This is a genomic window from Piscinibacter sp., from assembly GCF_050175855.1.
Lineage (GTDB): Bacteria > Pseudomonadota > Gammaproteobacteria > Burkholderiales > Burkholderiaceae_C > Piscinibacter.
This window is the reverse complement of sequence record NZ_JBFXIO010000121.1, coordinates 1-11,966: the sequence shown is the minus strand read 5'-3', so window position 1 is coordinate 11,966 and position 11,966 is coordinate 1. Positions and strand designations below refer to the sequence as shown.

Below are 11,966 nucleotides of genomic sequence, written 5' to 3'. Positions count from 1 at the left end.
CACCGGGCACGTGGCCTCGCTGCAGGACACCGAGCAGACCTACGGCCTGATGATGCACTTCTCGAAGGCGCTGGGGGTCAACTGCACCTACTGCCACAACACGCGCAACTTCAGGGAGTGGAGCGAAAGCACGCCGCAGCGCACCAACGCCTGGCACGGCATCCGCATGGTCCGGCAGCTCAACAACGAATACCTGGAGCCGCTGACCGACACCTTCCCGGCCGAGCGCAAGGGCCCGTCGGGCGATGTGGCCAAGGTCTATTGCGCCACCTGCCACCAGGGGGCCTACAAGCCGGTGTACGGCGCGCAGATGGCCAAGGACTTCCCGGAACTGCTGACCGTCGCCGCGGTGGCGAAGACCGGCGCCGCGCCGCTGCCGCCGCCGGTGGCCGAGGCGCGCCGCTCGGTGCTGTACTACGACATCGGCTCAGCCGTGCTGCAGGATGCTCAAGCCAAGGGTCTGGCCGAGCTGACCGCCACGATGCTCAAGACCGGCAGCCTGAAGGCGACCATCTCCGGCTATCACAGCGCCTCCGGCACGCTGGCGCAGAACCAGGAGCTGGCCAAGCAGCGCGCCTTCACCGTGCGCGATGCGCTGCTGGCCGCCGGCATCGCCGAGTCGCGCGTGATCCTCGCCAAGCCCCAGCAGACCTCGGGCAACGTGTCCGGCGAGGATCCCTCCTCGCGGCGCGTCGAGGTGACGGTGCGATAGACAGGCCCAGCGGCGCGAGTGCCATGTCGCCGATCGTGCCCGCGCCCATCGTCGCCCCGGCGGCGCAGGTGCTGCTGGCGCGGCCGCGCGGCTTCTGCGCCGGCGTCGTGCGGGCGGTCGAGATCGTCGAGCGTGCGCTCGACCTGCACGGCGCGCCAGTCTACGTCTTCCACGAGATCGTGCACAACGGCCACGTGGTGGCCGATCTGCGCACCAAGGGCGCGGTGTTCGTCGATTCGCTCGAGCAGGTGCCCAAGGGCGCGGTGACGGTGTTCAGTGCGCACGGCGTCTCGCTGGCCGTCGTGCAGCAGTCGCAGTCTCGCAAGCTGCAGGTGATCGACGCCACCTGCCCGCTGGTCACCAAGGTGCACCTGCAGGCGCAGCGTTATGCCCAGAAGGGCCACGTGATCGTGGTCATCGGTCATGCCGGGCACGAAGAGGTCGAAGGCACCATGGGACGCGTCGAGACCGAGGTGCACCTGGTCAGCGACATCGACCAGGTGGCCGCGCTGCCCATGCCAGCCGATGCGCCGGTGGCCTACGTCACGCAGACCACGCTCAGTCTGGACGATACGCGCGGCATCATCGCCGCGCTGAAGGTCCGCTACCCGGCCATCGTCGGGCCCGAGACCGACGACATCTGCTACGCCACGCAGAATCGCCAGAACGCGGTGCGCGAACTGGCCGCGCAGGTCGACGTCGTGCTGGTGGTCGGCGCGCGCAACAGCTCCAACTCGGCGCGGCTGCGCGAAGTGGCGCAGCAGCAAGGCAAGCCTGCCCATCTGGTGCAGGACGAGACCGGCATCGACCCGGCCTGGGTGGCCGGCGCCCGGCGCATCGGCATCACTGCCGGCGCCTCCACGCCCGAGGTGCTGGTGCAGCGCGTCGCGCAACGCCTGCGCGAGCTCGGCGCCGGCGAGGTGCGCCAGGCCGAGGGCGACGACGAGGGCATCGTGTTCCGGCTGCCCGTCTCCGTGCTGCGGAGGGCGGCGTGACGCTCGCCGGCCCGAGCGAGCGCAGCGCGCCGATGGCGCGAGGCAGCGGCGACGCGCCGCTGCCGGCGCGCGAGCCGCAACGGCAGGGTGCGCAGGTGCTGCACCGCGCCGGAAGCATCGCCGTGCTGTTGCTGGTCGACTATCCGCTGTGGGCGCGGCCCTGGGGCTGGATGCGTCTGGTGCTGCAGCGCTGGCCGCTGCGCCACGAACGCGGGCTGCGCTTCTCCAAGGTTCTGGGCAGCGGCCACGAGGGCGGCTTCGGCCTGCGGCCGAGCGGCTCGTGCCAGGGCCTGTTCCTGGTCTTCGACGACGAAGCCGCGGCGCGCGGGTTCATCGAGCATTCGCCGGTGCTGGCGCGCTACCGCGCCCACGCGCGCGAGTGCTGCGTGGCGCTGCTGCGGGCCGTCTCCTGCAAGGGCTCGTGGTCCGGCGTGGCGATGGCGCCCGAGGCCGTGCCGCAGAGAGGCGGGCCTGTGGCGGCGCTGACACGCGCATCGATCAAGCCGGGCAAGCTGGCCGCCTTCTGGCGCCACTCGCCGCCGAGCGAAGCGGCGCTGGCCGCATCGCCCGGCTGCACGCTGGCCGTTGGACTGGGCGAGGCGCCGCTGCTTCGCCAGTGCACCTTCAGCCTGTGGGAGAGCGTGGCGGCGATGGACGCCTATGCGCGCAGCGGCGCGCACCTGCAGGCCATCCGCAGTGCCTACGCCGGCGACTTCTTCACCGAATCGATGTTCGTGCGCTTCGAGCTGCTCGAACTTCGCGGCACGTGGAAGGGCCGGACCCATGGCGGCTGAGCGGGCCGACCGCGTCGTCGTCGTCGGCGCCGGCATCGGCGGGCTGGTGAGTGCGCTGCTGCTGGCCAGCCAGGGCGTGCAGGTCACGCTGGTCGAGGCGGCCGAGGCACCGGGCGGCAAGATGCGCCGGCTGCCGCTGGGCGAGGGCATCGACGGCGGGCCGACCGTCTTCACCATGCGCTGGGTGTTCGAGCAGATCCTCGATCAGGCCGGCTTCGCCATCGCCGACCTGCCGCGGCTGTCGCCGCTGGGCGTGCTCGCCCGCCATGCCTGGCGCGGCCACGACCGGCGGCTCGACCTCTACGCCGACCATCGCCGCTCCACCGAGGCGATCGGTGCCTTCGCCGGCGCCGACGAGGCGCGCCGCTTCGAAGCCTTCTGTGCCCAGGCGCGCGAGGTCTACCGTCGGCTCGAGGGCCCGTACATCCGCGCCGGCCGGTCCTCGCTGTGGGCCATGGGGCGCGATCTGGGCCCCCGCGGCCTGGCCACGCTGATGGGCCTCGGGCCGTTCTCCTCGCTGTGGAGCGCGCTCGGCCGCCATTTCCGTGACCCGCGGCTGCGCCAGCTGTTCGGCCGCTACGCCACCTACTGCGGCGCCTCGCCGTGGCAGGCGCCGGCCACGCTGATGCTGGTGGCGCAGGTCGAGCTCGACGGCGTCTGGTCGGTCGAGGGCGGCATGCATGCGGTGGCGCAGCGCTTCGCCGGGCTCGCAGCGCGCCGCGGGGCCACGCTGCGCTATGCCAGCCGCTGCGAGCGCATCCTCGTGCAGGGCGGCCGCGCCAGCGGCGTGCGCCTGGCCGGCGGCGAGGAGATCGCCGCCGATGCGGTGGTCTTCAACGGCGACCCGCAGGCCCTGGTGCAGGGTCTGCTCGGCGAGGCGTCCGCGCGTGCCGTGCCCGCGCTGCCGCGCGCGCAGCGCTCGCTGTCGGCGCTCACCTGGGCGATCCACGGCCGCACCGCGGGCTTCCCGCTGGTGCGCCACAACGTCTTCTTCGACGACGACTACGCCAGCGAGTTCGACGACATCTTCCGCGCGCGGCAGCTGCCGGCGCGCGGCACGGTCTACGTCTGCGCGCAGGATCGCGGCGACGCGGGCGTGCACGACGGCGCCGAGCGGCTGCTGTGTCTGGTCAACGCGCCGGCCGAGGGCGACCGGCGCGACTTCGATGCCCGGGAGGTGGGCCCATGCGAACAACGGAGCTTGGACCTGCTGAGCGCGTGCGGCCTGCAGATCGACATGGAGACGGCGCAGGTGCTGCGCACGACGCCACGCGACTTTCACGCGCTCTTTCCGGCCACCGGCGGGGCGCTGTATGGCCAGGCGACGCACGGGTGGATGTCGTCCTTCCGCCGGCCGGGCTCGGCCACGGCGCTGCCGGGGCTGTTCCTGGCGGGCGGGGGTGTGCACCCGGGGCCGGGCGTGCCGATGGCGGCGCTGTCCGGGCAACTGGCGGCCGCGACGACGATGGCGCACCTCGATTCGATCAGCCGGTCGCGCCGGGTGGCTATCTCTGGTGGTACGTCGACGCGGTCAGCGACGACGGCCGCCACGCCCTGACCCTCATCGCCTTCGTCGGCAGCGTCTTCTCGCCCTACTACGCCTGGGCGCGCGAGCGCGATCCGGCCACGCCTGCGGTCGACCACTGCGCGATCAACGTGGCCCTTTACGGCGACGCTGGACGGCGCTGGACGATGACCGAGCGCAGTGCCGCCAGCGTGAGCCGCGACCGGCACGAGTTCGTCGTCGGCCCCAGCCGCCTTCAGTGGGACGGAGCCTCGCTGGTGATCGACATCGACGAGATCGGCATGCCGCTGCCGCAGCGCGTGCGCGGCCGGGTGCGCGTGTGGCCGCGCGGACTGGCAAGCTTCCTGGCGCCGCTCGATCCGCAAGGCCTGCACCGCTGGGGGCCGATCGCGCCGGCCTCGCGCATCGAGGTCGATCTCGACAAACCCGGGGCGCGCTGGCAGGGCGAGGCCTACCTGGATTCGAACGAAGGCGACGAGCCGATCGACCGGCCGTTCGCGCTGTGGGACTGGTCGCGCGCGGCGCTGCCCGGCGGAGGCACGGCGGTGATCTACGACGTGCGCATGAAGCAGGGTGACGACCGCGTCATCGCCGAGCGCTTCGCGGCCGACGGCCGCGCCGAGCCCTTCGAGGTGCCGGCCCGCCAGCGCCTGCCGAGCACCCGGGTGTGGCGCATCGCGCGGCACATGCGCAGCGAGCCCGGGGCGCCCGCGCGCGTGCTGCAGACGCTGGAGGACACGCCGTTCTACACCCGGTCGCTGCTGGAGTCGGAGCTGTTCGGCCAGCGCGTGCAATCGGTGCACGAGACGCTGTCGATACCGCGGCTGGTGGCGGGCGCGACGCGGCTGATGCTGCCGTTCCGCATGCCCCGGGTGAATTGAAGCAACCAGGAGAACGACCCATGAACCCCGGACCGTCTTCGAGCAAGCCGCTGCGCGTGGTGCAGGCGCTGCAACTGGCCGCGGCCGCTGCCGGCGCACTGGCCAGCTACGACTTCGGCATGCAGATCAGCGGCATCCCGCTGGCCGTGCTGCTGGCGGCCAACGGCGCATTCTTCGGCATCATCATGGTCGGCTACGTGGCCGACCTGATCTGGCCGCAGCGGGCTACTTCTTCTGGTTCTGCTCGTCGCGGTTCCAGCGGCTGAACTGACCCCACAGCCAGAACGCGACCCAGAGGACCCAGAGGATGAACAGCAGGTAGTGGACCTTCATGGCGAACTCCTCTTGAATTCTTGGTTGAATCGGGGATCGGTCTCGTGGCGGGCGCTGCCGATCAGCGCCGACATCGCCACCACGGTGGCGACGAGCAGCAGCAGCTCGACGCCGTACACAAAAGCATAGCCGGTGGCCGGGCGCGCCAGCGCGGGGCCGAAAAAGCCCTGGCCGGCGAGGGCGGAAATCACGTCGCGCAGCACGCCGCCGAGCGCCACGGCCACGCCGGCGGCGGTGGCCTGCACGGCGCCCCAGGCGCCCAGCGCCAGGCCGGCCTGTTCCTTCGGCGCGCTGTTCATCGAGGCGGTGAGGGTGCCGTGGCTGAAGATGCCGCCGCCCAGGCCGATGCCGAGCACGCCGGCGGCGAACAGCGTGACCGAGCCCAGCGGTGCCGCGGCCAGCACGGCCAGGAAGGCCGGAATGCCCACCAGCGCGCCGCCGGCGGCCATGCGGAAGGGGTCGGCGCCGCGGCTGAGCACCCCCGAGGCCCAGCCGAAGCCGAGCAGGCCGCCGAAGGCCAGCGTGGCCGTGAGCGAGGTGGTGGAGCCCACCGACATGCCCAGCACCTGGCCGCCGTAGGGCTCGAGCAGCACGTCCTGCATGCCGAAGGCCATGGTGCCCAGGCCGATGGCCACCAGGCGCCGCACGGCATGGCCGTGCTCGATGAACTGGCTCCACGCCTCGCGGAAGCCGGGGTGCTGCCTGGGCGCCGCGCCACGCGGTGGGCGGCGTGTCTCCTGCTTCCACAGCGCGATCACGTTGAGCACCATCGTCGTCAGCGCTGCGCCCTGGATCACCTGCACCAGGCGGCCGGGACTGAAGTCGGCCAGCAGCTGGCCGAAGATCACCGCGCTGACCATGGTGCCGGCCAGCAGCATCACGTACATCAGGCCGACCACCTTGGGCTTCGACTCCTCGGCGGTGAGGTCGGTGGCCAGCGCCAGGCCGGCGGTCTGCACGGTGTGGATGCCGGCGCCGACGAGCAGGAAGGCGATGCCGGCGCCGGCCTGGCCGATCCAGGCCGGCCAGGCACTGGCATTGCCGCCGCCTCCGAGCACGAGCAGCGCGAAGGGCATGATCGCCAGGCCGCCGAACTGCAGCATGGTGCCCATCCAGATGAAGGGCACGCGACGCCAGCCCAGGGCCGAGTGGTGGGTGTCGGAGCGGTAGCCGATAAATGCTCGCAGCGGCGCGTAGACCACCGGCAGCGCGACCATGATCGCCACCAGCGAGGCGGGCACGCCGAGCTCGACGATCATCACCCGGTTCAGCGTGCCGACCAGCAGCACCAGGGCCATGCCGACGGAGGCCTGGAACAGCGACAGCCGCAGCAGGCGCGACAGCGGCAGGTCCGGCGTCGCGACGTCGGCGAAAGGCAGGAAACGGGGGCCGAGGCTCGTCCAGGCGGCCAGCAGCATCCGCGAAGGGCTCTTCATGGCGTGACGGTCGCGGGAAGCTCGATCAGGAATGTGGGTGCCATGGCGCAGCGACGCGCGGGTCGGGCCGCGAGGCCCGGCCCGCCGTGCTGTCCACGGCGAGGTCCGCTAGGGCTTGGCGGTGGATCGCTCCACCAGCGCCACCGTCGTGGACTGTTCGGTCGTCACGGCTGCCGCCTTGGCCGCCTTGTTGCCACCCTCGTAGTACTTGGGCAGCCAGGTGGTGTGCGACAGCAGTGCGTAGTGCACCGCGAACGAGCTGACGGCGACGGTACCCAGCATGAGCGGGATGCCGACCGACGGCTTGACGACGCACCAGATCTTTCCGTAGATCATCGTGGTCTCCTTCGGCTACTTGAGCCAGGGTGAGTAGATGTACGCCAGCAGGTGCGCGAGCGCGGCGATCATGCCGAAGATCTGCGTGCCCTGGATGATGTGGCGATGCACTTCTTCGGATTCAGCCTCGGTCAGCCCCGTGGGCCAAACCTTGTTCGGGTCTGCCATGGTGGTCTCTCCTTTTCGACTTCAGGTTCCGTGCTCAACCCGCACGAGGGTACTGCCTCTCCAATATGTCATTATCAGATGACACATCAAACTGTCAACTGTGATTGACGCCATGCGCGTGTTCCGGCCTTGAGCCAGCTCGTGTTTCGTGCGCCTGCGGAGCCAGTCCGTAGGGCGCGACCAGCGGCCACACGTGGTCCGGCACCATGTGACGCATGCGGCGCGGCGCCTCGCGGCGCAGGTGGATCACCGTCTCCACCGCCTTCATCTCGACGCGCGCGCGCGCGAACTCCAGCCCGCGCGGGCCCACCTTGGGCATCAGCCAGCCGACGATCGGGCGCAGCCAGTCGGGCATGCGGCGCAGCGGCAGCCCGCCGGCGGCACGCTCCACGTTGGCCAGGAAGCCGCGCACCGGCCCGGCTCGCTTGCCGGCGCTGCCCGGGGTGGTGGCCACCAGCTCGTCGCCCAGCAGCGACACGAGCTCCTCGCCGCGTTGATTGCGCACCAGCAGCCACTGTTCGCCACGCCCGCCCATGTAGCCCACGGTGAGGTCGGCCAGCACGTTGGTGTAGTCCACGCAGGTGCGGCAGGTCAGCGGGAAGAAGTCGGACGGCAGTTGCGACAGCGGCAGCTGCAGGAAGGGCACGCTGCGCTGCGAGCCGTCGGCGAAGCGGATCTCGACGTGGTAGTCAGCGCGGAACTCGAGGTAGGTGATGGTCTCGGGCCGCTCGGTCAGCAGGGCGAGAAACTCGTGGAAGCGCTCGGTGGTGGTGTTGTCCGAGCAGGGTGTGCCGATCACGTACAGCTTCTCGAAGCCGAGCTCGGCTTCCAGAGCCCGCAGCGCGTACACCTGGCAGGGAATGCCGATCACCGCCAGGCGCTTGTGGCCGGCCGCGCGGGCCGGCTCCAGCAGCGACAGCAACGGCGCGTAGCCCATGCGCATGCCGCGGCAGGCGGCCATGTCCTCGGCCTTCGTCACCAGCACCGGCACCGGGCGCCAGCGGTCGGCCGGATCGCTGCCCATGGTCAGGACTGCGTCGACAGCGCCGGTCTCGAGCAGCCGCTCGGCGATGCGGGTGGTGATGCCGCTCCATTGCGCGCCCGGCAACGGCCGGCGCAGAGAGGCCTGCAGCATGCGGCGCAGCGGGCCGAAGTGGGTTTCGTCGGCGCGAGCCGGGTCGCGCGTGCGGCCATGCACGCGGCGCTCCAGCGCGGCGTAGTCGGGTTCGATGAACTGGCAGGCGCGGCCGCAGCGGTGCGGGTCCGACGAGCGCGAGATGCCGCAGTCGGTGCACAGGCGGCGGTGCGCCGGTTCGGCCAGTGGCGCGGCCACGCTATCAGGCAGCCGGTCCATCGCCGTCCTTGCTGGCCGCAGCCTCGGCCTCGCGCTTCTTCTGCGCAGCGCGCCGGTCGCGATCGATCTCGCGCAGCTGCCACCATCCGAACAGCAGCGCCCCGCCGAAGACGAGCACGCCCTCGATCAGCAGCAGCGGCCAGTTCGAGCGGTCCATGGTCTCGTTCATCGCGCCGTCCGCTGCGACACCATCTGGCGCTCGAAGATCTCGATCACCCGTCCGACGCGGCCGATCGGTTCGTCGAAGGCCGGCAGCGCTGGTGGCGCCGCGCGGCAGGCATCGACGAGGTACTGCACCGCCGGCAGCGCCGACGGCTGGGCGCGCTTGCCGCCGCTGGGGCCCCAGGCCGCGGCGGTGGCGCGGGCGATCAGCGCCAGCTTGCGCTGGCGCGACACCACCGCGCGCTGGCCGATCGAATCGAGACCTTGGCGCTCGATCTGGCGGCCGATCTCGGCATAGACCAGGCGAGCGGCGCAGATCGCCGGGCGGCAATCGCGCGGCAACGCGCAGATGCCGGCCTCGCTGCGGCGGTACAGGTCGTCGGCCACCTCCAGCAGCCGCTGCACGATGCCGGCGATGCGGTCGTCGAACTGCGGTGCCGCCAGCCAGGCGTCGGGGTCGATGCCGGCCTCGCGCAGCCAGCGCCGCGGCAGGTAGAGGCGGCCGTTGCGTGCGTCCTCGCCGACGTCGCGGGCGATGTTGGTGAGCTGCATAGCCACGCCCAGCTCGCAGGCCCGCGCCAGCGCAGCGGCGTCGCGCGCGCCCATCACCAGCGCCATCATCGCGCCGACGGTGCCCGCCACGCGGGCGCCGTAGTCCTGCACCTCTTCCAGTGTCTCGTAGCGGCGGCCCTGCGAATCCCAGAGGAAGCCGTCGAGCAGCGCATCCAGCAGCGCGCGCGGGATGGCGAAGCGGTGCACCACGGCGGCCAGCGCGCGGTCGGCATCGATCGGCTGAGGGCGGCCGTCGTAGACGTGGTCGAGCCGCTCCACCAGCCTGTGCATCGCGCGCGCCGGATCGTCGCCGAGGTCGATCTCGTCGTCGGCCAGACGGCAGAAGGCATACAGCGCGCTGGCCGGCGCCCGCACCCGCGTGGGCAGCAGCAGCGAGGCGGCGAAGAAGGTCTTCGAGCCGCCGCGCATCAGCGTGCGGCAGGCCTGCAGGTCGTAGGCCGGCAGGGCGGGGCGGCTGGGCGGGTGATCAGGCGAACTGCTCGACATGCGGGATCACTTTCTCCAGGGCCTTGGCCGACATCAGCACGCCGGGCACGCCGGCGCCCGGGTGGGTGCTCGCGCCGACCATGAACAGGCCGGCCACGTCTTCGCTGCGGTTGTGGGGGCGGAACCAGGCGCTCTGCAGCAGCAGCGGCTCCAGGCCGAAGGCCGCGCCCTTGTAGGACAGCAGACGGTCGTGGAAATCCTGCGGCGTGGTCACGCGTGAAGTGACGATCTGCTCGCGCAGGCCCGGCAGCACGGTGGCTTCCAGCCGGGCCTCGATGGCACGGCGGTAGGGCTCGGCCTGCACCGCCCAGTCGGTGCCGCTGTCCAGGTGCGGCACCGGGGCAAGCACGTAGAAGGCGTCGTGGCCGGCGGGCGCGACCGACGGATCGGTGGCGCTGGGCCGGTGCAGGTAGAGGCTGAAGTCCTCAGCCAGGTGATGACGCTTGAAGATGTCGGTCAGCAGCTCTTCGTAGCGCGGCCCGAGCAGCATCATGTGGTGCGGCACGTCGTCGTAGCGGCGCTTGGTGCCGAAGTACCACACGAACAGGCTCATCGAGTAGCGGCCGCGCTCGATGCGGCGGTCGCTCCAGTGACGGCGGTGCTCGGGGGCGATCAGGTGCTTGTAGGTCCACGCCGTGTCGGCGTTGCTGACCACGATGTCGGCGCGCTGCACGCTGCCGTCGGCCAGCTCGACGCCGGTGGCGCGGCCGCCCTCGACGACGATGCGCTTCACCTCGGCATTGCAGCGCACCGCCACGCCTCGCTCGGCCAGCAGCCTGACCATGCCGCGGATCAGCGCACCGGTGCCGCCCATCGCCCAGTGCACGCCGAAGCGCCGCTCCAGCGTGTTGATCAGCGAGTAGACGCAGGTCACCGACAGCGGGTTGCCGCCGATCAGCAGCGGATGGAAGCTCATCGCCACGCGCAGCTTCTCGTTGCGCAGGTGGCCGCAGACCATGTCGAAGATGCTGCGCCAGCCGCGCATGCGCGCGAGGTCGGGCGCCGCGGCGAGCAGGTCGCCGATGCTGTCGAAGGCGCGCGCGCCGAGCTTCTCGAAGCCGAGCCGGTAGCACAGGGCGGCTTCGTCGAGGAAGCGCTCGTAGCCGGCCACGTCGTCGGGGTCGAAGCGCGCCACCTCGGCGCGCATGTGCTCGGGGTCGCCGCTGTAGTCGAACCAGCTGCCGTCGTCGAAGCGGATGCGGTAGAACGGGTCCATCGGCCGCAACTCGACGTCGTCGGAGAGCTTACGGCCGCACAAGGCCCACAGCTCCTCGAGCAGGTGCGGCACGGTGACGATGGTCGGGCCGGCGTCGAAGCTGAACCCGTCCTGTTTCCACACATAGGCGCGGCCACCAGGGCCGTCGAGCTTCTCCAGCACCTCGACGTGCCATCCGCGCGCGCTCAGGCGGATCGCCGCGGCCAGGCCGCCGAAGCCGCTGCCGATGACGATCGCCTTCGGCGCTCCGCGCGGCGCGCGGCCTTCGCCGGTGCTGGCGGGCGGCAGGTTGCCGCTAACGGGCGTGAAGTAGCTTTTCATCCGATTCCAGTGGAGCAATGACCCGCGACGGCTCGCTGTCGACGGTGGCCGCGTCGCGGCGGCGCATGGCCCAGCGCCACAGGGCCGTGGCCTGCAGCGGCAGCACCAGCAGCCAGTGCTCGACGATGGCCAGCACCAGCAGCGTGGCCACCAGCAACTGGCCGGTGGCATAGGCGCCGCCGAGGCGGGCGTCGATCGCGTCGTTGACCATCCACGCCGCCACCACCGTCGAGGCGGTGATCGACAGCGGGAACAGCAGGTTCATCGCCCGCCGGCGGAAATAGCTGGCCAGGTAGGCCAGGTGCGCGGGCAGCAGCTCGATGCTGAGGTTGCGCACGCCGAGGAAGACATTGAGCTTGGCGCTGACGCGCATCACGCCGAGCACCGCGAAGGTGGCCAGGCCGACCTGGTTGGGGGCCTCCCAGGTGATCGCGGCGATCAGCGCGCCCGAGGCCAGGATGCCGAGTTCGTGCCAGAGGATCGCCCCGACGGCCTGGACGAATCGCCGCCACCCGCGCGCGCCGCGGTCGGCGGCACGCTGGCGCGGGCCGGTGACCCAGCCGGTGAGGAAGCTCAGCTCGTGCCAGCCCCACACCAGCAGCGCGCAGGTGAAGGCGCAGTAGGCGCCGGCCACCGTGGTCTGCCCCGCGGTGTGCGCCAGGCCAACGAAGGCG

Annotated in this window: 14 protein-coding genes; 6 read left to right on the top strand and 8 right to left on the bottom strand. The window is 71.5% G+C overall.

Annotation, left to right across the window (positions count from 1 at the left end; all coding sequences use genetic code 11):
- The 6 genes from pufC to AB7U92_RS11270 all read left to right on the top strand — a co-directional run.
- A partial coding sequence (gene pufC / locus AB7U92_RS11295) for a photosynthetic reaction center cytochrome PufC (protein WP_428576393.1) occupies positions 1 to 712 on the top strand: 712 nt, incomplete at its 5' end.
- A 23-nt stretch (positions 713 to 735) separates the two neighbouring features.
- Positions 736 to 1,707 carry a 4-hydroxy-3-methylbut-2-enyl diphosphate reductase gene (gene ispH, locus AB7U92_RS11290; protein ID WP_428576390.1) on the top strand — a complete coding sequence of 324 codons (972 nt, stop codon included), beginning with the start codon at positions 736 to 738 and terminating at the stop codon, positions 1,705 to 1,707.
- Positions 1,704 to 2,501 carry a spheroidene monooxygenase gene (locus AB7U92_RS11285; protein ID WP_428576388.1) on the top strand — a complete coding sequence of 266 codons (798 nt, stop codon included), beginning with the start codon at positions 1,704 to 1,706 and terminating at the stop codon, positions 2,499 to 2,501. Before ispH ends, AB7U92_RS11285 begins: the two co-directional genes overlap by 4 nt.
- A complete protein-coding gene (gene crtD, locus AB7U92_RS11280) occupies positions 2,491 to 4,059 on the top strand; it encodes a 1-hydroxycarotenoid 3,4-desaturase CrtD (protein WP_428576386.1) in 1,569 nt (522 codons plus the stop codon). The genes AB7U92_RS11285 and crtD overlap by 11 nt, the downstream gene beginning before the upstream one ends.
- Positions 4,060 to 4,157: 98 nt before the next feature.
- Entirely contained in the window at positions 4,158 to 4,907 is a 750-nt protein-coding gene (locus AB7U92_RS11275) for a carotenoid 1,2-hydratase (protein WP_428576383.1), read from the top strand.
- Positions 4,908 to 4,927: 20 nt separating this feature from the next.
- A complete protein-coding gene (locus AB7U92_RS11270) occupies positions 4,928 to 5,173 on the top strand; it encodes a hypothetical protein (protein WP_428576380.1) in 246 nt (81 codons plus the stop codon).
- A 63-nt stretch (positions 5,174 to 5,236) separates the two neighbouring features.
- Here the strand turns inward: AB7U92_RS11270 and AB7U92_RS11265 are convergent, their stop codons facing one another.
- From AB7U92_RS11265 to puhE, 8 genes are all read right to left on the bottom strand, one after another.
- Entirely contained in the window at positions 5,237 to 6,676 is a 1,440-nt protein-coding gene (locus tag AB7U92_RS11265; RefSeq protein ID WP_428576377.1) for a PucC family protein, read from the bottom strand.
- Between the two features lie 108 nt (positions 6,677 to 6,784).
- Positions 6,785 to 7,012: a light-harvesting protein gene (locus tag AB7U92_RS11260; protein ID WP_428576375.1), complete on the bottom strand. Its 228-nt coding sequence runs from the start codon at positions 7,010 to 7,012 to the stop codon at positions 6,785 to 6,787.
- Between the two features lie 15 nt (positions 7,013 to 7,027).
- Entirely contained in the window at positions 7,028 to 7,180 is a 153-nt protein-coding gene (pufB, locus tag AB7U92_RS11255) for a light-harvesting antenna LH1, beta subunit (protein WP_209385890.1), read from the bottom strand.
- 94 nt (positions 7,181 to 7,274) lie between these two features.
- The gene (locus AB7U92_RS11250) at positions 7,275 to 8,534 is read right to left on the bottom strand and encodes a Coenzyme F420 hydrogenase/dehydrogenase, beta subunit C-terminal domain (RefSeq protein ID WP_428576373.1); all 1,260 of its coding nucleotides are present in this window, start codon (positions 8,532 to 8,534) and stop codon (positions 7,275 to 7,277) included.
- Entirely contained in the window at positions 8,518 to 8,703 is a 186-nt protein-coding gene (locus AB7U92_RS11245; protein WP_428576370.1) for a hypothetical protein, read from the bottom strand. The genes AB7U92_RS11250 and AB7U92_RS11245 overlap by 17 nt, the downstream gene beginning before the upstream one ends.
- On the bottom strand, positions 8,700 to 9,755 hold the full coding sequence (locus AB7U92_RS11240; RefSeq protein ID WP_428576367.1) for a phytoene/squalene synthase family protein: 1,056 nt from the start codon (positions 9,753 to 9,755) through the stop codon (positions 8,700 to 8,702). Before AB7U92_RS11240 ends, AB7U92_RS11245 begins: the two co-directional genes overlap by 4 nt.
- Positions 9,736 to 11,292 carry a phytoene desaturase gene (locus AB7U92_RS11235; RefSeq protein WP_428576364.1) on the bottom strand — a complete coding sequence of 519 codons (1,557 nt, stop codon included), beginning with the start codon at positions 11,290 to 11,292 and terminating at the stop codon, positions 9,736 to 9,738. The genes AB7U92_RS11240 and AB7U92_RS11235 overlap by 20 nt, the downstream gene beginning before the upstream one ends.
- A partial coding sequence (puhE, locus tag AB7U92_RS11230; protein ID WP_428576361.1) for a putative photosynthetic complex assembly protein PuhE occupies positions 11,267 to 11,966 on the bottom strand: 700 nt, incomplete at its 5' end. The genes puhE and AB7U92_RS11235, both read right to left, overlap by 26 nt.